We start from the raw sequence: 22,528 nt of genomic DNA on the forward strand, positions 1-22,528 counted from the left end.
GAGACGCCGCCTGCGGCGGCTCCTCAACCACCGGTGGGTCGTCGTGGTTTCGAGACGCCGCCTGCGGCGGCTCCTCAACCACCGGTGGGTCGTCGTGGTTTCGAGACGCCGCACCCTCGGTGGTTGAGGAGCGAGCGCCAGCGAGCGTCTCGAAACCACCCATCAACTCGGTGGTTGAGGAGCGAGCGCCAGCGAGCGTCTCGAAACCACCCATCAACTCGGCGAAGCGGTCGAACAGGTACGCCGCGTCGTGCGGGCCCGCGGCGGCTTCGGGGTGGTACTGCACGCTGAACGCGCGCAACACCCCGTCGTCGGAGCGCAGTTCGAGGCCCTCCACCACGTCGTCGTTGAGGCAGACGTGGCTGACGGTGGCGGTGCCGTACGCCGTCTCGGTGGGCTGGTCGAGCGGCGCGTCGACGGCGAACCCGTGGTTGTGCGCAGTCACCTCGACCTTGCCCGTTGTGCGGTCCAGCACCGGCTGGTTGATGCCGCGGTGGCCGTACTTGAGTTTGTAGGTGCCAAAACCCAGCGCCCGGCCGAACAACTGATTGCCGAAGCAGATCCCGAAGTAGGGCACGCCTGCCTCCAGGGCGCCTTGGATCACCGACACGTCCGCGGTGGCGGGGTCGCCCGGCCCGTTGGAGCAGAAGAGTCCGTCGGGTGACAACGCGAGGACATCGTCGAGGGTGGCGCTCGCGGGCAGCACGTGCGTCTCGATCCCCCGCTCGGCGAGCATCCGCGGAGTGTTGGCCTTGATGCCGAGATCGAGCGCGACGACGGTGAAGCGCTTGTCACCGATGGCCGAGACGACGTACGCCGACTCGGTCGACACCTCCGCCGACAGGTCGGCGCCGTTCATCTCGGCCGACGATCGCACTCTCGCCAGCAGGGCTTCGGGATCGGTCTCGATCGTGGAGATCCCGACCCGCATGGCACCGCGTTCGCGCAGGTGCCGAGTCAGCGCTCGAGTGTCGATCCCGCTGATGCCGACGACACCCTGCGTACGCAACTCGTCGTCGAGAGAACGCCGCGAGCGCCAGTTGGAGGCCAGCCGCGCGGGGTCGCGTACGACGTAGCCGCTGACCCAGATCTTGGAAGATTCGTCGTCCTCGTCGTTCCAGCCGGTATTGCCGACGTGCGGCGCGGTCATCACGACGACCTGGCGGTGATAGGACGGATCGGTGAGCGTCTCCTGATAGCCGGTCATGCCGGTGGAGAACACGGCTTCGCCGAAGGTCTCACCCGCGGCGCCGTAGGCGTCACCACGGAAGGTGCGGCCGTCTTCGAGGACGAGCAGTGCGGGCGCGTGCGAGGACACTCGCGAGCCTCCTTCTCCGCCTCACAGGACGGTGGTTAAAGGATGTTCGAGCACCTGGGACATTAGCAGCGCGATGGACGGGCGGCGCGGGCGGCATCGTGAAATGGACGAGTCTGTCGCGTCGAGTCGCGTGGCGAAAGACTGCCCGGACACTGCGTCAGCCCGCGACCTCCCAGCGCGCGACCATCACGTCGTACGGCGTCGGGTCCGCCACCTCCGGTGGCGTCTGGTTGCGCATCACCATCTCGATTTCAGACTCGTGCGCCCGCAGGCTGATCGACCAGTGCCAGCCGGGCGCGTACTCGTAGGAGACCTCGAACGATCTCGCGTCCCCCGAGCCAGTCAGCAACGTCGCCTCCGGTTGATGCCACCCATCGGTCCAAGCCACCCGGAGAGCGCCGTCCTCCGCAGGCTTGCCTACCAAGATCGCGCCGGTCTGACCACCGTCATCGGCATGGGTCCAGCCATAACGCAAGACCAGACCCTCGGCTCCGGTCTCCTCGACCGTGGCGAACGAATCGGCCGCGGCGAGATCGTCGGTGGGATAGAGCCGGAAGGCGCACGTGCCCTGAAGTCGCTGCTCGCTCATAGGTGCATGGTGCCTGTTCTCGGGGCATGGTGGGGCCAGTCGTACGCTCACCCGCCTGCGACCCGACGACCGAAAGGATCCCCATGTCTCGCCGCTTCGCGCTCACTGTGGCCACCACTGGTTGCCTCGCACTGCCTCTGGTTCCCAGCGCCACGGCCGCCACCGCCGAGCCGCACTCGGCGCGCAACGCGGTGACGTTCTCGATCTCCATTCCAGCCTGGCAGCGCGTGAGCGGCTGCGTCGAGCATCCGTTCACCTACTCGGTCAGCGGCTTGGACACCTACCCCTTCTGGGATGTTCGGATCGCGGTGCAAAACACCGAAGGTGGTGGGGATGGGCAGGCCTTCTTCTACTCGCGACCTTCGTTGCCTCGCCCCCCGACCGGGACCAGCACCGTGTACCTGTGCTCAGGCGACGAGCCGGGCACCTACGCGGTCACCGGAACCATGACCTACCGCACGGAGGCCACCGGCAGCACGGACCTCGTGGCGAACCTGCCCGCCACCACCTTCGAGGTGCACAATGCGGCCACGACCACGCAGTTGAAGCTGAAGAAGGCGCGCCGGGGGAAGATCAAGTTGAGGGCCGCTTCGGCGATCGTGAGCAGCGGCGGGGAGAACAAGCCGTACGCGTCGGCGACGATCCGGGTGCAGTACCGCTACCACAAGATGTGGGTGAAGTTGCCGAAGGGCAACGGCAGCACGAACTATCGAGGCGAGTTCGCCAAGACCGTCAAACTGCCCAAGGGCGCCAAGAGGTTCCGCGCCGTCGTCAACTCGGGTGACTTCGTCGACGGGTCCACAAGCAAGGTCGTACGACTGCGCTGACGCTCAGCGCTGCTGGTCGCGCAGCACCCGCTGCGCGGCCATCTTGCCCGGAAGGTGACGTTCTTGATGGACGTCTGCGGCACCACCGGTCACTGGATTAGACCCCGGTGTCCCGGTAGCAACCCGACATGACAACTCGCGCCGCGACCCTGGTTGCCGCACTCGCCCTTCCGCGCTCGCTGTCCTGCATCAACGCCCCGGCTCACGCTGGACGACCACCGAACTGAAGGTTGACGGGGCCAACGCGACCGTGATCGACAGGATGTCGAAGCCCTCACCGTGAGTGGTGACAACAGTCAAGTGGTCGCCGCCAACCTGGGAACGGTGAAGATCACCAGCAGCAACGACACGCTGACTCGGTGGCAATACGAACGCGACGTTCACCGAGGGCGTGGGGCCGCTCACGGTCAAGAGTTCGAACAGCACGATCAAGGCGGCCAGTGCCGGCAGGGTCCTGCTGGACACCTCCAACGTCCAGCTCACCATCGTCGGCACGGCCCGCAAGACGGTGCTGAAGGGGTCCAACCACACCTTCATGGCACGCAGCGCCCCGCGCCTCATCATGGACGGCTCCAATCACCCGGCCAAGGTGAAGAAGGCGATCATGACCACCAGCAACGCCACGCTCTTCGCGACGCGCCTGCGGCTGCTGTTGAGATGCAGCGAACCTTTCAAGATGGGTCCAGTGTTCTTTCAACACTGGATGACTTGACATTCGCTTTGACGGTCAGTGCGGCTCACTTCTTCGTGCTCGTTGCCGTGCAGTGGCTGGGAGTAGTCGTGAGACGGCTGGATTCGCGCTTGAACGCTGACCTGGTCGTGACATCACTCTTCTAGCCGAATTGAGGATGAAGACGTCTCCTGATCGCCATCGCGCCAGAGCAGAACGGCGCATGGCATACTTGTGGCATGAGCCGCATACGTCTGAGCACCACAGTGGACGGAGATCTCCTGGAGAACGCCCGGAGGGTGTCGGGCAAACCGGACGCTGCGCTTGTGGACGAAGCGCTGACGGCGCTGTTGGCGAGCCACCGGGCGGCGGAGGTCGACGCCGCCTACGCCGCGTACGACGAACACCCACTCGACGAACCAGACGAGTGGGGCGACTTGGCATCATTCCGCAGCGCGGTCGCCGCTTCATGACAAACCAGCCCGCCCGCGGCGAGGTGTGGTGGTGCGAGCTGGCCGAGATCGGCCGTCGGCCAGTCGTCGTACTTTCTCGGGACGCTGCTATCCCACGCCTACGACGAGCGTTGATCGCTCCCTGCACGACCACCGTCCGTGGGATCCCGAGCGAGGTTTGTCTTGAGCCGGGCGATGACCCCGTTCCGCTGCGCTCAGCAGTCAATCTCGATTCGGTCGAGAGCGTGTCGACAGCGTTGCTCGTTGAACGACTCGGCCGGCTCGCCGATGCCCGCATGCGTGAGATCTGCTCCGCCCTGGCTGTCGCCGTCGACTGCACCTGAGACCAGACCGCCAGCAACGTCCAACGCGCGCTTCTGCCGCTGACCAAGTGTCGGTTCGCCCGTGGTCATAACCTCTGCGCATGAACAACGCACGGAACCTAATCGCACTTCGGGTGATGACGCCAGCCGACGTCCTCGAGGTCCTCGCCGTGCAGCAGCCGGGCGCCGCCCTCGGATTAGCGAAGGTCTTCCCCAGGACGAATTTCCCTTTCCACGAGAGGCCGTGGGACAGAGATGGCTTCAAGAGATCGACTCGCACGACATTGAGTGCCTCGTGATCGAACAGAGTTCGGCTGTGGTCGGGTTCGCCGCCATACGCGCAGAGGAGTTCATGCACTTCGGCATCGCGCGCGAACTCTGGGGCACGGGAGCCGCGCAGGCTGCCCATGACGCCATCCTTGACCAGATGCGGGCCAAGCACGTGCGAGGTGCTTGGTTACGAGTCTTCGCCGCGAACGAACGCGGTCGAAGGTTCTATGAGCGTCTGGGTTGGGCGCCCACTGGCGAGCGAAGCAACAGCACCTTTCCTCCTTACCCAGAGCTCCTGCGCTACGAGATAGACCTCGCGGGTGGAGAGCGGCCCAATCTAGCGACGCACTGATCTACTGCCGGAGGTCAGGCGACCTTGTCGCCATACCGCTGGCGAGCGGCTTCGCCGGTGGTTCCTACAAGCGAGCCGATCGCTGACCAGGGCATGCCGGACTTGCGAGCGGCACGCACGGCGTCGAGCAGGTGGCGCTCTGCCTCGGACCTCTCGGCGACAGCGGCTCGGAGCAGAGTGACGGCGTTGGCGTCGAGCTCGTCGTCGGGGTTTGGCTCGTAGTCCTCGAAACGCGCCGCGAGCTCATCGGCGTGCTGCAGGATCTCTTCAACTGTGCGCGGCATGGTCATCACCTCAGAAACTTCTCGCGGGCCCGCATGGCGTGAACGATGACGTGGGCCTGGTCGCCATCGACGTATCCGACTTCAAGAACGATCGCTGCCTGGTTCGGACCGACGATCCACGCCATGCCAGCACGCAAGCAGTTCTGGGACCTGCTGCCCTGACATGAACATCCGCTTCCGCCGCGAGCGGGTTACTTCCCGTAGCGGTAGCGGCAGGCGGCGATACGCACCTCGTCGCCCGTCGCCTTGTAGACCAATCGGTGCTCGTCGGTGATTCGCCGGGACCAGTAGCCGGCGAAGTCGTGCTTGAGAGGTTCAGGTTTGCCGATCCCCTCATTGCCGTTGCGCACAATGTCCTGGATGAGCGAGTTGATGCGCTTGCGCGTCTTGGGGTCCTGGGTTTGCCACCACAGGTAGTCCTCCCAGGCATTGGGGTCCCACACCAACCGCATCATCATTCAGCGTCGACGAGGTCGTGGACGTCCCCAGCCCCGCTCTCCAGGCGTTCCATCGCGTCGAGGAGTCGTCGTGCGTTCGCAGGTGAACGCATGAGGTAGGCGGTCTCTCTTAGGGACTCGAAGTCGGCCAACGAGACGATGACGACAGGGTCGTGACCAGCGCGTGTGATCACGACTTCCTCGCGGTCGTTGACCACCGAGTCCAGGACCTCGGCGTAACGAGCCCTGGAATCGGTGTAACTCATGGTCTTCATATCGAACCTTCGCTGACGTACAGAAAAGCGTACAGGTGGGAATGGGTTCGAACAACTCCCGCTCACGCCAGAGCGCGCCGAGTCAGCCTCCGAATCCGAAGAAGACGAGCAGTCGACGCTCGAACTCGACTAGAGCCGAGGACTCCAAGCTGCCGAGAACTGCGTGTGCGTTGGTCCGCCGCACGGTGGTGACCTTATCCACCATGAGGTAGGAGACCTGGCCCAAGCCGTTCGACTCGTTTGCAGCGACCGGGACCCGAAGGAGCGGCGCGTCGACGACGGTGGTGGTGAATGGACAGACGGTGAGTGCATCGGTGGCGTTGAACCGGTCGTCCTGAATCACGAGGGCCGGTCTGGGTTTGTTGGCGTAGACGCCACCCGCCACGGTGACGATGTCACCGCGCCTCACTCGGCCCAGTCCTCGGAGATTGCCTCTACGAAGTCCATGTCATCCGAGGTGCGTGAGGCGTCTGCCACCAATGCGGCCTGACGGTGGGCTTCGGCGGCAAACTCCGGCGAGCGCACGTCGGGCACCCAGATCTGCACGGGGCGCAGGCCCTGCGCACGCATCCGCGCCCGGTAGGCATTCACTCGCTCTCGAACAACTATGCGGAAACGTTACATGTAACACCGTCTTGGGCTCAAGCGGACATCCGGATCCGCTCTGGGCGACTTTGCACGTCGGCGCCAGTTGACGCGTTCTCGTCAAATTCCACCGCTTGGCACCGTGCACTCATCCCTGCGTGTCGACAGCTGCGCTGACGCTCAGCGCTGCTGGTCGCGCAGCACCCGCTGCGCGGCCATCTTGCCGGGCGAGCCGATCACACAGCCGCCCGGATGCGTGCCCGAACCGCACTGGTAGTAGCCGTCGATCGGGGTGGCGTACTGCGACCAACCCGGCGCTGGCCGGAAGAAGAACATCTGCGAGGCGAGGAACTCCCCGGCGAAGATGTTGCCCTCGGTCAGCCCGGTCTTGGCTTCGATGATGTCGGGGGTCACGACCTCACGCTGCAGCACCAGGTCGCCGAAGCCCGGGAAGTGCTCCTCCAGCACGGCTTGCGCCTTGTCGGCGAAGTTCTCCCGCTCGGCGTCCCAGGTGCTGCCCTTGAGTTCGTACGGCGAGTACTGCACGAAGCACGAGAGCACGTGCTTGCCCGGGGGTGCCATGTCGGGGTCGACGACGGACTGCAACGCGCCGTCGATGAAGGGACGCTCGGAGTACCAGCCGTACTTCGCGGCGTCGTACGCCTTCTCGATGTAGTCGATGGTGGGCCCGATGTTGAGGAAGCCCCCGAAGTGGTCGACCGAGTCCTTGAGGGCGGGGAAGGTCGGGAGACCGTCGAGCGCGAAGTTCACCTTCGACGACACGCCGCGATAGCGCGTACGCCTGACGTTGTCGACCAGGTCGCCCGGCAACTCGGCCGGATCCACGAGGTCGAGGAACGTGTGCTTGGCGTCGAGCGCCGAGACCACGATCGGGGCTCGGAACTCCGTGCCGTCTGCCAGGACGACGCCCACCGCACGACCCTTCTCGGTGAGCACCGACGACACCGGTGATTCGAGACGGATCTCGGCACCGAACGCTTCTGCGGCCCGGCCCAGCACCTGGGTGAAGCCGCCGTTGCCGCCCTTGTGGAAGGCCCACGAGCCGAGGTGGCCGTCATGCTCGCCCATCTTGTGGAAGAGCAGCACCAAACCGGAGCCTCCGGACATCGGCGCGGTGGAGTGGCCGATGATCGCCGACGACGCGTGGTAGCCCGCGATCGCCGGGTGCTCGAAATAGTCCTCCAGCCAGTCGCGGGCGCTGCCGGTGAGCAGGCGTACGGTGTCGTGGATGACCTTGCGGTCGGTCTCCCCCAGTCGCTTCATCATCCAGGCGACATCGGCCTGGTCCTGCGGGTCGGTGCCGAAGATGTTGGGCGGCGGGTTGTCGAAGAACGGCTGAATAGCCTGGCAGACCTTGTCGAGGTCGTGGTGATAGCGGGTGTACGCATCCGCATCGTGCGGCGAGTGCCGCCGGATCATCTGCACGTTCTGCGCATGGTCGTCACCGAACAGCAGGTAGTCGCCATCGCCGGTCGGGTGGAAACTCGACGGCATCATTAGCGGCAGAAAGCCGTGTTTGGTCAACTCGAGTTCGTGGATGATCTCGGGCCGCAGCAGGCTCAGGGCGTACGAGAACGTCGTGAAGGAGAAGCCCGGGCGCAACTCCTCGGTGATCGCAGCACCGCCGACGAGGTGGCGCTGCTCCAGCACCAGGACCTTGAGTCCCGCCTTCGCCAGATAACCCGCGTTCACCAGGCCGTTGTGGCCGCCGCCGATGACGATCGCGTCATAGCCGCTCGCGGTGTCCTGCTTCTTGCTCATGACGGGGTGCTCGTCTTCCGCTCGGGGTTGAACAGCGGCAGCTTCGTGGTCTCGGCTGCCACCAGGTGGGTCGTGTGGTCGAGGCTGGTCTCCATCAGGAGCTTGGTGCCGGGCGCGGCGTGCTCGGGGCGTACGCGTGCCATCCCGACGTGGCGTTGCAGCACCGGCGAGTAGAAGAAACTCGTGGTGTAGCCGATCTGTTGCTCATCGGCATCACGCAACCACTGCTCCCAGCCGACGGGCGTGGCGTCCTTCTCGGGCAACTGACCGGACTCCCGATAGAGCCGGTTCCAGTCCTCCCAGTCCACGACCACGCCGACGGTGGCCCAGCGCGACGTGGCGTCGACGAGTTCCCTGCGGATCGCTTCCGAGCCCACAAATCGGCGCGACCCGTCGCGTACGCCCTTGAGCATCCAGCCCTGGCCGAGTTCCTTAGGCGTCACCCGCTGGCTGTCGTTCCAGGCGGTACGGCTGTCGTGCCACTCGACGTCGACCAAAGGCAGGCCGGCCTCGATGCGCAGCATGTTGAGTGCCTCCTCGCCGAAGGGCCGCAGCCCGTGACCTTGACCCGCGGCGAGAATCGCGTCGAGGACTGCGATGGCGTCGTCCTTGTGCACCGTGACCTCATAGCCCAGATCGCCGGTGTAGCCCGTGCGAGACACGGTCACCTTGGCCTTGCCGATCTTGGCTTCGGCCAGCCCGAAGTAGCCCAGTTTCGTGACCTGCGGCATCAGCGACTCCAGCACCGTGCGCGAGCGTGGCCCCTGGACGGCGAGCATGGCGTACTCGTCGGTGACGTCCTCGATCTCGACTCGACGACCGTTGCGGTGGCCCTCTAACCAGGCGTACGCCGGGCGCGCGCTGGTGAGCAGGTATTCGTCGCCCTTGCGGAACACCACGCCGTCCTCCATCACGTAGCCACGCTCGTCACACCACAACGTGTAGGCGGCATGCCCGGCCTGGAGCGTCGCGAGATCTCGTACGACAACTGCCGCCAGGAAGGCCGCGGCATCCGGGCCGGTGAGGCGGTATTTGAACAGCGGCGAGGTGTCGAAGATGCCCACGCTGTTGCGCACCGCGAAGTATTCGTGCTTGGGCGCATGGGTGTAGCGCAAGGGCGACAGCGTGCCTTGCCAATGAGTGAACAAGTGCTGGTCGTTGAACTCCACGAGACGCTCGTGGAAGGGGGTCGTACGGATCAACTGTGGTCCTCGCGAAGTCTGGTCAGGAGGGTCCGGCAAGTGGCATGCTACTGACTCACGAGTCAGTAAGAATAGTGCTGGCGAACATGGATCCTTGGGGAGGCGTACGCAGTGCAGTCACCCCAACCCCAACTCGCGGTCGACTGCCTCTTCCATCCACTGGCGCAGTTGCTTGCGCGTCATCGAACGTTGCACTGTGACCGCAACGGACATCCCATCCAGGAGCGCACCGAGTCGAGCCGCACTGGAGGCCGGATCGGGACACCGCAGGTCGCCAGCAGCCACTCCCGCCTCGATCGCAGCCTGCAACTCGGCACGGTATTCACCCGCGAGCCGCCGCAACTCGGCAGCCACATGCGGCTCACGCTGGGCCAGGGCCCAGCCATCCACCCACAGTCTCCAGCCCGCGGCACTGCCGGTCGGGCCGGACGTACGCAGCACGGCGCGTACCCGAGCGGCCGCGTCGTGTGCCTTGGCGGCCGCTTTGCGCATCCGCACCAGGTCGAGTTCGACCGCATGACTGAACGCCTGCGCGACGAGTTCGTCTCGGGTGTTGAAGTGATAGAAGACCAGTCCGGTGCTGACGCCGAGCGCCTGAGCGACGTCCGAGACGCGTACAGACGCCAGTCCCACGCGTTCGATCTCGGCCAACGTCACGTTCAGGATCTCGTCGAGCCGGACCTCGACGCGACGGCGGGTGCGCCCCCCCAAACTGCCCCCCGCACCCGTCGTCGCCCCGTTCATGTTTTGCACCCTAGTCTGGAGAAGCAATGACCGACCTCGCCGTTCCCACCACCGCTTCGGCCATCGAGCAGTTGCGCTCCCAGGTGCCGGACTCGATCGGAGAAACCGGGGAGTCGGCGCCGGTGAAGATGTTGCCCGCGATGGCGTACACCTCGCCGGAGATCCTCGACTGGGAACGCCGCCACCTCTTCGCAGGCACCTGGACCTGCCTTGGACGTGTCGTGGACTTGTTGCCCTCCGTAGGCCCGAACGGCAAGCCGGTCACGCAGCGCGCAGCCGTCGTGGGCGACATCTCTGTGCTGCTCGTGCGCGGCGGGGAGGGCGTACGCATGTTCGCCAACCTGTGCCGCCACCGAGGTCACGAGTTGTTGCAGGGCGAGGAGACCTCCGAGCGAGCGTCGATCCTGTGCCCGTATCACGCGTGGACCTACAACCTCGACGGTTCGCTGCGCCAGGCGCCCGGTTTCCGGGACGTCGCCAGTTTCGAACCGGCCGAGCATGGACTCGTCGAGTTGCCGGTGAACGTGTGGCACGGCTGGATCTTCGGACACGCGCTGCATCCGGTCGACTCGCCAGAAGTGCCGTCGTTCGAGACTCACATCGGTGACCTAGAGCAGATCATCGCGCCGTACGACCCGGCATCGCTTGTGCTCGCGGATCGGCACTCGTACGAAGTCGCAGCGAACTGGAAGGTGATCGCGGAGAACTACCACGAGTGCTATCACTGCCCGCTGATCCACCCGGAACTGTGCGCGGTGAGTCCCCCGGACTCCGGCGACAACTACCACCACCTCTCGGGTGCGTGGATCGGCGGCGCGATGGTGCTGCGCGACGGTGCCGAGTCGATGACATTGACCGGCGAACTGGCCGCGACTCCCCTTCCCGATGTCGACCCGGAGCGGGTCGAGTACGTCCACGTGCTGCCCAACCTGCTGATCTCGCCGCACCCCGACTACATCATGACCCACCGCCTGGTGCCGCTGTCGCCGGACAACACCTGGATCGAGTGCTCGTGGTACGCCCTGCCCAACGCCGACGGGTCCACCCCGGACGCCGCGCGTGCCGTGGAATTCTGGGACCTGACCAACAAGCAGGATTTCGGCGCGTGTGAGTCGGTGCAGCGCGGACTGGCCTCGCCGCACTTCGTCCCCGGCCCGTTCGCCCCGAACGAGGATGCAGTCTCGGACCTGGTCGCGATGCTCGGCCAGGCGTACGTCACCGGCCGCCTGGTCTGACCTGTCGCGTCTGCTCCGCGCAAACCCGCCCACCTGTCGCATCTGCTCGGCGCGAACCCGCCCACCTGTCGCATCTGCTCCGCGCCTGTGGAGAACGAGAGCAGACGCGACAGGTCGAGGTCCTCCTGCGGTGCAGACGCGACAGGTCGAGGCCCTCCGGCCGAGCAGACGCGACAGGTCAGAGGACGGCGTTGAGGAACGAGCGGGTCTCGTCGTACTTCGGGTTGTTCACCAACTCCGACGGCGGGCCCTCCTCCAAGATCTTGCCCTGGTGGAAGAACGCCATCCGGTCGGCAACTTCACGCGCGAAGCCCATCTCGTGGGTGACCACCATCATCGTCATGTGCAGGTCGGTCGAGAGCGACTTCATCACGTTGAGCACTTCACCGGTGAGCTCCCGGGTCGAGCGCCGAGGTCGGCTCGTCGAAGAGCATCACCTCGGGCTTCATCGCCAACGCTCGCGCGATTGCGACGCGCTGCTGTTGACCGCCCGAGAGCCGGATGGGGTGCTGGTGGGTTTTGTCGGCTAGCCCAACCCGCTCCAACAACTCCATCGCGTGGCGCCTGCGTTCGTCCTCGGTGCCCAACTTGGCGCACCGGGGCGCGGCCATCACGTTGTCGAGGACGTTCATGTTGGGAAAGAGGTTGAACTGCTGGAAGACCATCCCGACGTGCAGCCGCAGCTTGCGGATCTGCTCCTGTTTGCGGCTGGTGCGATAGCCCCCGCCCAACTTGATGCCGGCGACTTCGATGGTGCCCTCAGTCGGGTCTTCGATGAAGTTCACGCAGCGCAATACCGTGGACTTCCCCGAGCCGGAGCGGCCGAAGATCACGACCACCTCGCCGCGGCGTACCTCCATGTCGACGCCCTTGACAACCTCGAGGTTGCCGAAGGACTTGTGCAGGTTTTCGATGCGTACGACGACATCACTCATCAGTGTTCGCCTCCCTTCGGGACCCCAGCGGTCTTGCCTTGCGCCTTGTCCACGTGCGCTCGGTCATATCCGCGTCCGATCCGCGCCTCCAAGCGAGACTGGAAGAACGTGAAGATGATCGTCATCGCCCAGTAGATGATCGCCGCAGCAAGAAGCGCCTCCAAGTACTTGAAGTCCGCCTTGCCGACCAGTTGCGCTCGCCGGAAGACTTCGGCCTGGGCCAACGTGACACCCAAGAAGGACACGAGCGCGGTGTCCTTCATCATCGCGATGAACTCGTTGCCAGTGGGCGGAATAATGACCCGGAACGCCTGCGGCAGCACGACCTTGCGCATCTTCTGGCCGTACGTCATCCCGAGCGCGTCGGCCGCCTCTCCCTGACCACCGGCGACCGACTGGATGCCCGCGCGGAAGATCTCGGTCATGTACGCCCCGTAGTTCAGCCCGAGCGCCAAGATTCCGGCCGGAGCGATGTCCAGGATCAACGCATCGGCGAACCGGTCCGTGAGCCAGGGGTACTCCGCCACAAGGTTCTTCCCCACGCGCGGTAGCGCGAGGTAGATCAAGAACATCTGCACGATCAGCGGCGTGCCGCGGAAGAACGAGACATAGAGACCCGCGAGTCCTTGAGCGATCGGATTGCGCGACAGCCGCGCCAACGCGCCAAGCAGCGCAAAGATGACGGCCAGAATGATGCCGAAGACAGCGATCTGGATCGTGTATCGAGCACCGCCGAGAATGTAGGGGAATTTCTCCCTCATCCACGCCAGGTCGAAGCCTGCCTTGGACCCGACGAACGCCAAGATCAGGAAGACAACGACCCAGGTCGCTCCCGTCTTGACCCGGAACGGCACCTTGGCCGACGCGAGTTGGAATTTCTCCCACAGGTCACCCACGTCGGCCTCCGGCTAGGTGTCGCACAAGTGCCGTCAGATCAGTTCTGCACGGACAGGTCGAGCCCGTCGTACCACTTCTTCGACAGCTCGGTGAGAGTGCCGTCAGAGTGCATTTCGCCGACGATCTCGTCCACTGCCTCGTACAGGCTCTTGTCCGACGGCGTCGCGCTCTTGTCGAAGCCGGCCGAAAGCGGCTCGTAGAAGACGGGGTCTCCGACGATCTTCACCGGGTTGCCAGCGTCGATGTAGCCCTGTGCGGTGGTCATCGAGGTGATCACCGCGTCGAGGCGGCCGTTGGCGAGGTCGTCGAGCGCCGTCGTGTCGGTGTCGTAACCCGCGATCTCGGGGTCGTCGACCACGAAGTCGAACTCGAAGCCCTTGATGTCGAGCTTCTTCTGCAAGAACATGTCGTACGTGCAGGCGCTGCACACGCCGACCTTCTTGCCGTCCAGGTCCGTGGTCACGTCGCTCACGTCGCTGTCGGCGCCCACCACCACGACCGCCGGCGTGTAGTAGTACGGCTGGGTGAAGTCGAGCACCTTCTGCCGGTCGTTGGTCGGGGTCATCGAGCCGACGGTCATGTCCCAGCGGCCGTTCCAGCCACCTGCGGTGATGACATCCCAACTCGGGGCCTCCCACGCGACGTCGACGCCGAGGCGATCGGCAATCTCGGTAGCCACGTCGATGTCGAAGCCCTCGTATTCACCGGTCTGGTCGTTGAGCGAAGACTGCGGCGGGTACGCCGGGTCGGTCGAGACGGTGATCTTGCCCTTGTCGCAGATCTCCGCAAGCAGGTCGGTGGCGTCGGCGCAGTAGCCCTCGCTTGCAGACTGGGTCGAGTCAGACGAGGACTTCGTGCTGTCCTTGCCTTCCTCAGAGCCATCGCCACCACAGGCGGTCAGCCCCAGCGTCGCAATAAGAATGACGGTAGAAAGCACACGGATTCGCACGGAAGCCCCTTCGAAGAGTGTTTGGTGCGAAATATGACACAGGTCACGCCTGCATGTGGCGGATTGGGCGCCGAGTTAACGCAATCGTGACTCGGTCGGCTCGCCGGATTGCGGTGGCGGCACCGACCCGGGCAGCAAGACCGTGTGTACGAGGTGCGCCAACGTCGCTGCCATCGTCACCGCCCACGCAGCAAAGGCCAGCCAGATCCACGCGCTGCCGATGGCCCCGACGATCGGCAAGTGATCGGCCTCGCCGAGATAGATGCCCGCCACGGCGTACATCCCAAGAGGGAAGATGATCGACCAGAGAGTGGCTTCGTACGTGAGCGGAATCCCGTGCGTACGGTGCCGCCACCACCCGGCCGCAACCAATGCCGGGATCAGCCAGGTCGCGAACGCCCAGAACATCACCGACGCGCCGGCGATCAACCCACGCGTCGCGGTCACCATCGGCGCGTCAGCCATCTCGACGATCCGAGCCCCAGCCAGCACTGTGATCGCCGCTGCTCCCATCGCCACCCAGTAGGGCGGTGTCAGATCTCGGGGCCCGAAGTCGTAGAGCATCATCCGCGCCGCGACGAACACTCCGGCCGCGGCATAGAGGAACACCCCGACCGACCACGAGAAGACGGCGACGATCGCCAGCACGCGTCTTGCGGGCTCGTACACCAACTCCAAGGTCGCGGCCGAGATGGCCACCGACTGGCTGGCGACCACCCAGATGAACCACGTGCCGTTGGCCGCCGCGATGATCGGACGACGGTGGGGTCCGAGCACTGCCGTCCACGGGATGACGTACCCCAGCACCAGCCACAGACACCCGGCGGCGGCGAGCAGGATCGCGGTGAGTGTCGGATAACCCTCCATAGCAAGGCGTACGCCGACGACGTTCATGCCCGCGATGGTGGTGAAGAATCCGAAGGCTCGACGCGGATCCAAGAAGTCGGCAACCACGGCATCTCGGTGCGCCACCAAGCGCCACATCGTCAGGATGAGCAGGAGGCCCAGCGCCACGGCCGCCACCACGACGAGGATCTGGGACAACCAGCGCACCCCGACCAATTGCAGACCCACCGAGATGATCCCGGTCGCCATCACCAGCGCGAAGTTGCCGGGCGTCAGCCCGCGTACGCCCACATCGATCCTGCCGCCGAGGCTGGTCATCTCGACAGAGTAGAACCGATGAGGCGGCGCGGGATCAGTTCTGGTTTTGCCGATGCCTTTTCATAAGAGGTGCATGGCGGTTTGGCCGTGCCGTTAGGTGAGTTTGCCGTCCAGCACCGTGGGCCGTCCGCGCAGGAAGGTCGCCACCACTTGGCCGGGGAGTTCGAGGCCGGCGTACGGCGTGTTGCGCGACAACGATGCCGACGCGGACGCGTCGACCACCCGGCGTACGGACGGGTCGTAGAGCACCACGTTGGCGGGCGCGCCGACCTCGATCGGTTGTCCGTGGTCACTCACCCGCCCGATGCGCGCGGGAGCGTACGACAACCGCTCGGCGACCCCTGCCCAGTCCAGCAACCCGGTGTCGACCATCGTCTCTTGGACCACCGACAGCGCCGTCTCCAGACCGATCATCCCGAACGCCGCCGCCGCCCACTCGCAGTCCTTGTCCTCGTGCGGGTGCGGTGCGTGATCGGTGGCGACGATGTCGATGGTGCCATCGGCGAGCCCGGCTCGTACGGCCTCGACATCGGCGGCCGTGCGCAGAGGCGGGTTGACCTTGTAGATCGGGTCGTACGTCGCCGCGAGCTCATCGGTCAGCAGCAGGTGGTGCGGGCAGGCTTCGGCCGTGACGTTCCAGCCCTTCTCTTTGGCCTGGCGCACGATCTCGACGCTGCCCGCGGTCGACAGGTGGCATACGTGCAGCCGCGAGCCGACATGCGCGGCGAGCAGGCAGTCGCGCGCGATGATTGCCTCTTCTGCGACGGCCGGCCAGCCGGTCAGGCCGAGGCGTCCGGAGAGTTCGCCCTCGTTCATCTGAGCGCCCTCGGTGAGGCGCGGCTCCTGCGCGTGCTGGGCGATGACTCCGTCGAACGCCTTGACGTATTCCAGGGCGCGACGCATCAGCACGGCATCGCTGACGCACTTGCCGTCGTCGGAGAACACGCGTACGCGCGCCGCGCTGTCGGCCATCGCCCCAAGTTCGGCGAGTTGCTCGCCGCCGAGTCCGACGGTGACCGCACCGATCGGATAGACGTCGGCGTACCCGGCCTCGCGGCCAAGGCGCCAGACCTGCTCCACCACTCCAGCGGTGTCGGCGACCGGGTCGGTGTTGGCCATCGCGTGGACGGCCGTGAAGCCGCCCATCGCGGCAGCCTGGGTGCCGGTGAAAACCGTCTCGGCGTCCTCGCGGCCAGGCTCGCGTAGGTGGGTGTGCAGGTCGACCAGGCCCGGCAACGCGATCAGGCCGCTGGCGTCCATGGTCTCAACGTCAACTGCTGCGGTTTCCCCGATCGACTCGACGACGCCATCGCGCAGCAACAGATTGGTCGGATCCCCCCCGAGGATTGACACGTTCTTGATCAGATAGGCGGTCATCGCAGGTCTCCTTCGGGTGTGGTTTCGAGACGCCTCGCTTCGCTCGGCTCCTCAACCACCGGGGTGGGGGCTTCGCTCGGCTCCTCCACCACCGGGGTGGGGGCTTCGCTCGGCTCCTCCACCACCGCAGAGGCGCTCGGGTTGGCAGCCGGGTCTGATCCCGAGCCGGCGAGCAGCAGGTAGAGCACGGCCATGCGTACGGCCACTCCGTTGGTGACCTGCTCCACGATCACCGAGCGCTGCGAATCGGCCACATCGGCGGTGATCTCCATGCCACGCACCATCGGGCCGGGGTGCATCACGATCGTGTGGTCCTGCAACATTGCCATGCGGCGACCGTCGAGGCCGTAGCGACGCGAATACTCCCGAGCCGTCGGGAAGAAGCCGCCGTGCATCCGCTCGCGCTGGACGCGCAGCATCATCACCGCATCACTCTTGGGCAGCACCGCGTCCAGGTCGTACGAAGTCTCGACGCCCCAGGCCTCGACGCCGACCGGCAACAACGTGGGCGGGGCTACCAAGGTGACGTCGGCGCCCAAAGTGCGCAGCAACAGCGCGTTGGACCGCGCGACCCGCGAGTGCAGGACGTCCCCGACGATCGCCACGCGGCGCCCTTCCAGCCCGCCAGGCCGAGACTCCCCTAGGTGACGCCACATCGTGAAAGCGTCGAGAAGCGCCTGGGTTGGGTGCTCGTGAGTGCCGTCTCCGGCGTTGACGACGCTGCTGCGAATCCAGCCGCTGCCCGCCAGGCGGTGCGGCGCGCCGGACGCGCTGTGCCGGATGACGACGGCGTCGCAGCCCATCGCCTCCAGCGTCAGGGCCGTGTCCTTGAGCGACTCCCCCTTCGACAACGACGAACCCTTGGCGGCGAAATTGATGACGTCGGCACTGAGCCGCTTGGCCGCGGCCTCGAACGAGATCCGGGTGCGGGTGGAGTCTTCGAAGAAGAGATTGACGACCGTACGACCGCGCAACGCGGGCAGCTTCTTGATCGGCCGGTCGGCCAACGACCTCAACTCGGCCGCGGTCTGAAGGATGAGCTCGGCCTCGTCGCGACTCAGGTCGCCAGCGGAGAGCAGGTGCCTCATCGCGCACCTCCCAGTCCCTCGATGGTGACCGCGTCTTCGGCGTCGACGCCGTCGAGGCGTACGGACACTCGCTCGACCAAGGAGGTCGGCAGATTCTTGCCCACGAAGTCGGCGCGAATCGGCAGTTCGCGGTGGCCGCGGTCGACCAGGACCGCCAACTGCACCTTGGCCGGGCGTCCCACGTCGTTGAGCGCGTCGAGTGCCGCGCGGATCGTACGACCGGAGAACAGCACGTCGTCGACGAGGACGACCGTCTTGTCATCGATGCCGCCCGGCGGAATATCGGTGGGCAGCAAAGCGCGAGCCGGCTTCAGCCGCAGGTCGTCGCGATAGAGCGTGATGTCGAGCGAACCGACCGGCACCTCGACGCCTTCGACATGCGCCAACTTGGCAGCGATCCGCTGCGCCAACGGCACCCCGCGGCTGGGGATGCCCAACAGGACGAGATCGCCGGCGCCGCGGTTGCGCTCGAGGATCTCGTGCGCGATCCGGGTGAGCGCCCGGGTGATGTCGTCGGCGGAGAGTACGACGCGAGCGCCGCCCTCAAGGGACTGCTCGGGCTCGGGACGGGAGGCAGAAGTCACTGCCTGACCTCCTTCTCCGCCTCACGGGACGGCTCGTTAAAGGATGTCGGTTTGGATATCGCGACTCTATCGCGGTCGCCAGTCAGGTCGACAGGTGCCTGGCTCGCGCGAAGCAGAAGCAGCCATAGCAGGCCAGGCCCACTCCGATCGCGCCGACCAGGATCGGCCCGAACGGCTGCCCGAGCAGTCGACCGAGCGCCTGGTCCAGCCCGCCGGACTTGCCCGCCTCGTGGGTCAGGCCGGCCCAGACAAACAACGCACCGACCGCGAGCAACGCCGCGCCCTTCGCGCAGTAGCCGATCTTGCCGAGCAGCAGGTAGGCGTTCCCGGCCTGCCCCGAGCGGCCCTCGCCCGCCAACTTCTCGGCGTGTTTGTCGCTCAGCCCGGTATAGATCTGGAACGCGCCGTACGCGATCACGCCCAACCCGGCCAACGCGACCAACCACTGTCCCGCAGGCCAGTCCATCACGGTCGCGGTCATCGATTTCTTGCTCGATCCACCACCGCCCGAACCCGTCGCGACTTTCGCTGCCGAGAAGCCGAGCACGCCGTAGATCGCGGCCTTGGCGACGCTGGCGGCCCGCTTGCCGAGTTCTTTCGCCCCCTCCTCGTCCTCGTCGCCGATCACCGCTTCTGCGATCCGCCAGACGACGAGCACGGTCATGCCCACCACGATGATCCACAGCAGGGCGGTGCCGAACGGCTGCTGCGCGAGCTCCTTCAATGCCCCGGTCGAGGAGACGTTCTCCCCTCGATCTCCCAATGCCAGGCGCAAGCCGAGCACACCGAGCATCAGATGAACGAGCCCGTACGCCACGAAGCCGACGCGAATGCCGCGAGTGACCCACGGGTTGCGCGTGGCGCCACGAGCAGCGGTCCGGGCTTGATCTCCAGCGTTCACGCGCTGACCGTAGGCCTCAGTCGTGGAGGGCGCTATCACCTGTTGGGGTGGTGACCGACGGGTTGGTCGCGATCGCGTCGAGGAGACCGTTGACGAAGGCGGGTGACTCGTCGGTCGAGAGTTCCTTGACCAGAACTACAGCCTCGGACACCGCCACGGCGGCGGGAACGTCGTCGGCGAAGAGGATCTCGTACGTCCCGATCCGCAGCACATTGCGATCGATCGCGGGCATGCGTTCGAGGGTCCAGCCGCGAGAGCGCTCGCGCAGCAACGCATCGATCTCACCGGCGTGCGTGGCGACGCCGCGTACGAGAACCGCCGTGTAGGGGTTGTGCGGCGCGTCGCCGTCCGCGATCGCGCGCTCCAACGCCAGGACCGGACTCTCGCCACGCATCTCGGCGGCGTAGAGGATGTCGAGGGCCCTCTTGCGGGCCTTGTGACGCGCTGCCATCAGGTCAGTTCTTGACGCGACCGAGGTAGGAGGAGTCGCGGGTGTCGACCTTGACGCGCTCGCCCTGGTTGATGAAGAGCGGCACCTGGATCTCGTGGCCGGTCTCCACGGTGGCGGGCTTCGTACGCCCGGTGGCCGAGTCACCCGCGAGGCCGGGCTCGGTGAAGGTGATGGTCATCTCGACACTGGCGGGAAGTTCGATGAAGAGCACGCGGCCGTCGTTGGCGGCCACGATCGCCTCGTTGTTCTCCAGCAGGAAGTTCTTCGCGTCGCCGACGATCGCCTCGGAGATCTCGACCTGCTCCCAGGTGCCGGTGTCCATGAAGACGTAGTTGGACCCGTCGTGATAGCTGTACTGCATCGTGCGGCGATCGACGTTGGCCGTCTCGACCTTGGTGCCCGCGTTGAAGGTCTTGTCGACGATCTTGCCGGACTCGACGTTCTTGAGTTTGGTGCGTACGAACGCCGGACCCTTGCCGGGCTTGACGTGCTGGAACTCCTGCACGGCCCACAGACCGTTGTCGATGCGGAGAACCATGCCGTTCTTCAGGTCGTTCGTGGTTGCCATGCGCGTGGAGTCTGCTTTCGTCGAGGCGTCGTGGGGCCGAGGATCAAGTCTAGGGGTGCGGGTCGACGTGGCCCGAATCAGCGCGATCGGGCACAAAAGCACGCGTCAGGCGCGCCGACCGGGCGCAAAGGCACGCCAGAAGCGCGCTGATCGGGCACAAAAGCACGTGCTTTTGTGCCCGATCAGCGGATTTCACGCGTGCTTTTGTGCCCGGTCAGGGATTCGAGCGCGAGCCGGTAGCCGTCGATCCCCCGTCCGGCGATCGTGCGGACCGCGTGCGGCTCGACGTACGACGTGTGCCGGAACTCCTCGGGCCGCTGCTTGGGGTCGGAGATGTGCACCTCGATCAGCGGCGCTTCGAGCTGCGCGCAGGCGTCGTACAGCGCGAGCGAATAGTGCGTCCAGGCGCCCGCGTTGAGGATGACGGGCGTACGTTCGTCCGCTGCGGTGTTGAGCCAGTCGAGGAGTTCGCCCTCGTGGTTGGTCTGCCGCACCTCGACGTCGAGACCCAGGTCGCGGCCCCACTCCACGCACTTCTCGGTGAGTTCGGCGTGGGTGGTGGTGCCGTAGATCTCGGGCTGTCGTCGCCCCAGTCGGCCCAGATTGGGTCCGTTGAGCACCAGCACCCTCACGACGCACCGACCATCAGGTCGTAGGCCGCCCGCAGGTCATCCTCCGAAGGACCGGCCAGGACGCGAGGTTTCGCCAGGTCGTCGAGCACCACGAAACGCAGCGTCGAGCCGCGCGACTTCTTGTCCACGGCCATCGCCGCGCGCAGGTCCTCGTACGACGCCCCGGCGAAGCCGGTCGGCAGTCCGACGCGACCGAACGTGGTGCGATGGCGGTCGGCGACATCCTGCGGCAGAGCGCCGGCGCGGGCAGCCAGGTCTGCGACGAAACAGCACCCGATCGCCACCGCCTCGCCGTGCGGAGTCGCATAGTCGGTGGCGCGTTCGATCGCGTGCGCCATCGTGTGGCCGTAGTTGAGGACCTCGCGACCGGGGTGGCCGTCCGGGCCGCCGGTCTCCTTGAGGTCGGCGGTGACCACGTCGATCTTGACCTGGATCGCGCGTTCGATGATCTCCCGGGTGACCGGCGATGCCGGCGTCAGGTCGGCTGGGTCCGTCGTCTCGATCAGCCGCAGGATCTCGGGGTCCGCGATGAAGCCGCACTTGATCACCTCGCCGAGTCCGGCGATGAAGTCGGCGCGCGGCAACGTGTCGAGCATGCGCAGGTCACACAGCACACCGGCCGGCTCGTGGAAGGAGCCCACCAGGTTCTTGCCCGCGGCGGTGTTGATGCCGGTCTTGCCGCCCACGGCGGCGTCGACCATCGCCAGCAAGGAGGTCGGGACATGCACGACGCGTACGCCGCGCAGCCAGGTCGCGGCCACGAAGCCACCGACGTCGGTGGTCGCACCACCCCCCACGGTGACGACAGCGTCGGAGCGCGTGAAGCCGCGCTCCCCCAGCGCCTCCCAACAGTCGGCCGCCACGGCAGCGGACTTGCTCTGCTCGCCGTCCGGCAGCCCCAGCGCGAGCACGTCGTAGTGCGGCACCAACGCCTCGAGCACCGGTTGGGCGACCTCGTGCAGGCTGCCGGCGAAGAGCAGCGCAACGCGCTGCACCGACTCCCCCAAGATGGTCGGCAGGTGCTCGGCAAGGTCGAGGCCGACGACGACCTCGTACGGGGAGGCGCCCTGCACCGGCAGGATCGATTCGTCAGCCATGGGGTTCCTCCCTCTCGACCGCCGCCGCGATCTCGGCGGCCACATCTTCTGCTGCCCGTCCGTCGGTCTCGATGACGTGGGTAGCGATCGACTCATAGATCGGGGTGCGCTCGTCGAGCAACTTCTTCAGCGTCGCCCGGACGTTGCCCAGCAGCAGTGGCCGAGCCGCACCCATGCCGACTCGCTTGGTGGCCTCCGCGAGACCGACACGAAGGAAGACCACTCGATGTCCCGCCAGCGCGGTCCGCGTCTGTTCGGCCAACACCGCGCCTCCTCCCAGCGACAACACGCCCTCGTGCTCGGCCAGCGCTTGCGCGACCGCAGCCACTTCGAGCGTACGGAAATGCTGTTCTCCGTCGTCGACGAAGATGTCGGAGATCGACTTCGCCGCAGCCGCCTCGATGTCGTGGTCGGTGTCTCGTACGCCCACTCCCCAGCGTGCAGCGAGCAGCTCACCGACGGTCGTCTTGCCCGCGCCCATCGGGCCGACGAGGACGACGAGCGGAGATTTGTGCTGACTCACGGGTGACTTTCTGCTGA

At 66.0% G+C, this 22,528-nt stretch carries 26 protein-coding genes and 3 pseudogenes; 5 read left to right on the forward strand and 24 right to left on the reverse strand.

All coding sequences use genetic code 11. The features are described 5' to 3' along the window. Positions 1 to 211: 211 nt before the first annotated feature. Together carA and V9G04_08445 are read right to left on the reverse strand one after the other, a co-directional pair. Positions 212 to 1,318 (reverse strand): annotated as a pseudogene (gene carA, locus V9G04_08440) (glutamine-hydrolyzing carbamoyl-phosphate synthase small subunit). 157 nt (positions 1,319 to 1,475) lie between these two features. Then, positions 1,476 to 1,907: a hypothetical protein gene (locus V9G04_08445; protein ID MEI2713315.1), complete on the reverse strand. Its 432-nt coding sequence runs from the start codon at positions 1,905 to 1,907 to the stop codon at positions 1,476 to 1,478. A gap of 83 nt (positions 1,908 to 1,990) precedes the next feature. Here V9G04_08445 and V9G04_08450 point away from each other — a divergent pair, with 83 nt between their 5' ends. From V9G04_08450 to V9G04_08460, 3 genes are all read left to right on the forward strand, one after another. Further along, complete coding sequence (locus V9G04_08450; protein ID MEI2713316.1) at positions 1,991 to 2,734, forward strand: hypothetical protein; 744 nt, start codon at positions 1,991 to 1,993, stop codon at positions 2,732 to 2,734. Positions 2,735 to 3,125: 391 nt separating this feature from the next. After that, positions 3,126 to 3,446, forward strand: coding sequence for a hypothetical protein (locus V9G04_08455; GenBank protein MEI2713317.1), 321 nt, complete (start codon positions 3,126 to 3,128; stop codon positions 3,444 to 3,446). 197 nt (positions 3,447 to 3,643) lie between these two features. Further along, positions 3,644 to 3,877 (forward strand): hypothetical protein, encoded by a 234-nt coding sequence (locus V9G04_08460; GenBank protein ID MEI2713318.1) that lies wholly within the window; start codon positions 3,644 to 3,646, stop codon positions 3,875 to 3,877. Positions 3,878 to 4,071: 194 nt separating this feature from the next. On the opposite strand, the gene V9G04_08465 is transcribed toward V9G04_08460, so the two are convergent. After that, positions 4,072 to 4,269: a hypothetical protein gene (locus V9G04_08465; GenBank protein ID MEI2713319.1), complete on the reverse strand. Its 198-nt coding sequence runs from the start codon at positions 4,267 to 4,269 to the stop codon at positions 4,072 to 4,074. Here V9G04_08465 and V9G04_08470 point away from each other — a divergent pair. Further along, complete coding sequence (locus tag V9G04_08470) at positions 4,262 to 4,801, forward strand: GNAT family N-acetyltransferase (protein ID MEI2713320.1); 540 nt, start codon at positions 4,262 to 4,264, stop codon at positions 4,799 to 4,801. The two genes, V9G04_08465 and V9G04_08470, sit on opposite strands and share 8 nt — an antisense overlap. A 14-nt stretch (positions 4,802 to 4,815) precedes the next feature. Here the strand turns inward: V9G04_08470 and V9G04_08475 are convergent, their stop codons facing one another. From V9G04_08475 to V9G04_08510, 8 genes are all read right to left on the reverse strand, one after another. Continuing rightward, positions 4,816 to 5,085, reverse strand: a complete 270-nt coding sequence (locus V9G04_08475; GenBank protein ID MEI2713321.1) for a hypothetical protein — start codon at positions 5,083 to 5,085, stop codon at positions 4,816 to 4,818. A gap of 191 nt (positions 5,086 to 5,276) precedes the next feature. Then, a complete protein-coding gene (locus V9G04_08480; protein MEI2713322.1) occupies positions 5,277 to 5,537 on the reverse strand; it encodes a Txe/YoeB family addiction module toxin in 261 nt (86 codons plus the stop codon). A 2-nt stretch (positions 5,538 to 5,539) separates the two neighbouring features. Further along, the gene (locus V9G04_08485; protein MEI2713323.1) at positions 5,540 to 5,788 is read right to left on the reverse strand and encodes a type II toxin-antitoxin system prevent-host-death family antitoxin; all 249 of its coding nucleotides are present in this window, start codon (positions 5,786 to 5,788) and stop codon (positions 5,540 to 5,542) included. A gap of 91 nt (positions 5,789 to 5,879) precedes the next feature. Beyond that, complete coding sequence (locus V9G04_08490; GenBank protein MEI2713324.1) at positions 5,880 to 6,206, reverse strand: type II toxin-antitoxin system PemK/MazF family toxin; 327 nt, start codon at positions 6,204 to 6,206, stop codon at positions 5,880 to 5,882. After that, positions 6,203 to 6,388 carry an antitoxin MazE family protein gene (locus tag V9G04_08495; protein ID MEI2713325.1) on the reverse strand — a complete coding sequence of 62 codons (186 nt, stop codon included), beginning with the start codon at positions 6,386 to 6,388 and terminating at the stop codon, positions 6,203 to 6,205. Before V9G04_08495 ends, V9G04_08490 begins: the two co-directional genes overlap by 4 nt. Before the next feature lie 174 nt (positions 6,389 to 6,562). Next, positions 6,563 to 8,164: an NAD(P)/FAD-dependent oxidoreductase gene (locus tag V9G04_08500; GenBank protein MEI2713326.1), complete on the reverse strand. Its 1,602-nt coding sequence runs from the start codon at positions 8,162 to 8,164 to the stop codon at positions 6,563 to 6,565. Beyond that, complete coding sequence (locus tag V9G04_08505; protein ID MEI2713327.1) at positions 8,161 to 9,366, reverse strand: aminomethyltransferase family protein; 1,206 nt, start codon at positions 9,364 to 9,366, stop codon at positions 8,161 to 8,163. The genes V9G04_08500 and V9G04_08505 overlap by 4 nt, the downstream gene beginning before the upstream one ends. Before the next feature lie 117 nt (positions 9,367 to 9,483). Continuing rightward, positions 9,484 to 10,110, reverse strand: a complete 627-nt coding sequence (locus tag V9G04_08510; GenBank protein MEI2713328.1) for a TetR family transcriptional regulator C-terminal domain-containing protein — start codon at positions 10,108 to 10,110, stop codon at positions 9,484 to 9,486. Between the two features lie 26 nt (positions 10,111 to 10,136). On the opposite strand from V9G04_08510, the gene V9G04_08515 reads away from it, so the two are divergent. Further along, positions 10,137 to 11,345, forward strand: coding sequence for an aromatic ring-hydroxylating dioxygenase subunit alpha (locus V9G04_08515; GenBank protein ID MEI2713329.1), 1,209 nt, complete (start codon positions 10,137 to 10,139; stop codon positions 11,343 to 11,345). A gap of 178 nt (positions 11,346 to 11,523) precedes the next feature. Here V9G04_08515 and V9G04_08520 read toward each other — a convergent pair. From V9G04_08520 to V9G04_08580, 13 genes and pseudogenes are all read right to left on the reverse strand, one after another. Continuing rightward, positions 11,524 to 12,280, reverse strand: a pseudogene (locus V9G04_08520) (amino acid ABC transporter ATP-binding protein). Beyond that, complete coding sequence (locus V9G04_08525) at positions 12,280 to 13,176, reverse strand: amino acid ABC transporter permease (GenBank protein MEI2713330.1); 897 nt, start codon at positions 13,174 to 13,176, stop codon at positions 12,280 to 12,282. The pseudogene V9G04_08520 and the gene V9G04_08525 overlap by 1 nt, the downstream one beginning before the upstream one ends. Positions 13,177 to 13,214: 38 nt before the next feature. Continuing rightward, positions 13,215 to 14,126 carry a transporter substrate-binding domain-containing protein gene (locus V9G04_08530; protein ID MEI2713331.1) on the reverse strand — a complete coding sequence of 304 codons (912 nt, stop codon included), beginning with the start codon at positions 14,124 to 14,126 and terminating at the stop codon, positions 13,215 to 13,217. A gap of 75 nt (positions 14,127 to 14,201) precedes the next feature. Next, on the reverse strand, positions 14,202 to 15,290 hold the full coding sequence (locus V9G04_08535) for a tellurite resistance/C4-dicarboxylate transporter family protein (protein ID MEI2713332.1): 1,089 nt from the start codon (positions 15,288 to 15,290) through the stop codon (positions 14,202 to 14,204). Positions 15,291 to 15,383: 93 nt separating this feature from the next. Continuing rightward, on the reverse strand, positions 15,384 to 16,667 hold the full coding sequence (locus tag V9G04_08540; protein ID MEI2713333.1) for a dihydroorotase: 1,284 nt from the start codon (positions 16,665 to 16,667) through the stop codon (positions 15,384 to 15,386). 155 nt (positions 16,668 to 16,822) lie between these two features. Then, a pseudogene (locus V9G04_08545) lies at positions 16,823 to 17,755 on the reverse strand (aspartate carbamoyltransferase catalytic subunit). Continuing rightward, positions 17,752 to 18,339 (reverse strand): bifunctional pyr operon transcriptional regulator/uracil phosphoribosyltransferase PyrR, encoded by a 588-nt coding sequence (gene pyrR / locus V9G04_08550; protein MEI2713334.1) that lies wholly within the window; start codon positions 18,337 to 18,339, stop codon positions 17,752 to 17,754. The pseudogene V9G04_08545 and the gene pyrR overlap by 4 nt, the downstream one beginning before the upstream one ends. An 82-nt stretch (positions 18,340 to 18,421) precedes the next feature. Beyond that, positions 18,422 to 19,240, reverse strand: a complete 819-nt coding sequence (locus tag V9G04_08555; protein MEI2713335.1) for a DUF1206 domain-containing protein — start codon at positions 19,238 to 19,240, stop codon at positions 18,422 to 18,424. Positions 19,241 to 19,256: 16 nt separating this feature from the next. After that, positions 19,257 to 19,691 (reverse strand): transcription antitermination factor NusB, encoded by a 435-nt coding sequence (nusB, locus tag V9G04_08560; protein ID MEI2713336.1) that lies wholly within the window; start codon positions 19,689 to 19,691, stop codon positions 19,257 to 19,259. Positions 19,692 to 19,695: 4 nt separating this feature from the next. Next, the gene (gene efp, locus V9G04_08565; GenBank protein ID MEI2713337.1) at positions 19,696 to 20,259 is read right to left on the reverse strand and encodes an elongation factor P; all 564 of its coding nucleotides are present in this window, start codon (positions 20,257 to 20,259) and stop codon (positions 19,696 to 19,698) included. A gap of 182 nt (positions 20,260 to 20,441) precedes the next feature. Continuing rightward, the gene (locus V9G04_08570; GenBank protein ID MEI2713338.1) at positions 20,442 to 20,891 is read right to left on the reverse strand and encodes a type II 3-dehydroquinate dehydratase; all 450 of its coding nucleotides are present in this window, start codon (positions 20,889 to 20,891) and stop codon (positions 20,442 to 20,444) included. Then, positions 20,888 to 21,988 carry a 3-dehydroquinate synthase gene (aroB, locus tag V9G04_08575; GenBank protein ID MEI2713339.1) on the reverse strand — a complete coding sequence of 367 codons (1,101 nt, stop codon included), beginning with the start codon at positions 21,986 to 21,988 and terminating at the stop codon, positions 20,888 to 20,890. The genes V9G04_08570 and aroB overlap by 4 nt, the downstream gene beginning before the upstream one ends. Continuing rightward, on the reverse strand, positions 21,981 to 22,511 hold the full coding sequence (locus tag V9G04_08580) for a shikimate kinase (protein MEI2713340.1): 531 nt from the start codon (positions 22,509 to 22,511) through the stop codon (positions 21,981 to 21,983). The genes aroB and V9G04_08580 overlap by 8 nt, the downstream gene beginning before the upstream one ends. Positions 22,512 to 22,528 lie beyond the last annotated feature (17 nt).

Origin of the sequence: Nocardioides sp., assembly GCA_037045645.1 — a bacterium.
Lineage (GTDB): Bacteria > Actinomycetota > Actinomycetes > Propionibacteriales > Nocardioidaceae > Nocardioides.

Excerpts from the sequence above, each read along its gene's own strand:
- V9G04_08445 (MEI2713315.1), bottom strand. The coding sequence starts at position 1,907 with ATGAGCGAGCAGCGACTTCAGGGCACGTGCGCCTTCCGGCTCTATCCC.
- V9G04_08450 (MEI2713316.1), top strand. The coding sequence starts at position 1,991 with ATGTCTCGCCGCTTCGCGCTCACTGTGGCCACCACTGGTTGCCTCGCA.
- V9G04_08460 (MEI2713318.1), top strand. The coding sequence starts at position 3,644 with ATGAGCCGCATACGTCTGAGCACCACAGTGGACGGAGATCTCCTGGAG.
- V9G04_08465 (MEI2713319.1), bottom strand. The coding sequence starts at position 4,269 with ATGACCACGGGCGAACCGACACTTGGTCAGCGGCAGAAGCGCGCGTTG.
- V9G04_08475 (MEI2713321.1), bottom strand. The coding sequence starts at position 5,085 with ATGCCGCGCACAGTTGAAGAGATCCTGCAGCACGCCGATGAGCTCGCG.
- V9G04_08480 (MEI2713322.1), bottom strand. The coding sequence starts at position 5,537 with ATGCGGTTGGTGTGGGACCCCAATGCCTGGGAGGACTACCTGTGGTGG.
- V9G04_08485 (MEI2713323.1), bottom strand. The coding sequence starts at position 5,788 with ATGAGTTACACCGATTCCAGGGCTCGTTACGCCGAGGTCCTGGACTCG.
- V9G04_08500 (MEI2713326.1), bottom strand. The coding sequence starts at position 8,164 with ATGAGCAAGAAGCAGGACACCGCGAGCGGCTATGACGCGATCGTCATC.
- V9G04_08510 (MEI2713328.1), bottom strand. The coding sequence starts at position 10,110 with ATGAACGGGGCGACGACGGGTGCGGGGGGCAGTTTGGGGGGGCGCACC.
- V9G04_08515 (MEI2713329.1), top strand. The coding sequence starts at position 10,137 with ATGACCGACCTCGCCGTTCCCACCACCGCTTCGGCCATCGAGCAGTTG.
- V9G04_08535 (MEI2713332.1), bottom strand. The coding sequence starts at position 15,290 with ATGACCAGCCTCGGCGGCAGGATCGATGTGGGCGTACGCGGGCTGACG.
- V9G04_08540 (MEI2713333.1), bottom strand. The coding sequence starts at position 16,667 with ATGACCGCCTATCTGATCAAGAACGTGTCAATCCTCGGGGGGGATCCG.
- nusB (MEI2713336.1), bottom strand. The coding sequence starts at position 19,691 with ATGGCAGCGCGTCACAAGGCCCGCAAGAGGGCCCTCGACATCCTCTAC.
- efp (MEI2713337.1), bottom strand. The coding sequence starts at position 20,259 with ATGGCAACCACGAACGACCTGAAGAACGGCATGGTTCTCCGCATCGAC.
- aroB (MEI2713339.1), bottom strand. The coding sequence starts at position 21,988 with ATGGCTGACGAATCGATCCTGCCGGTGCAGGGCGCCTCCCCGTACGAG.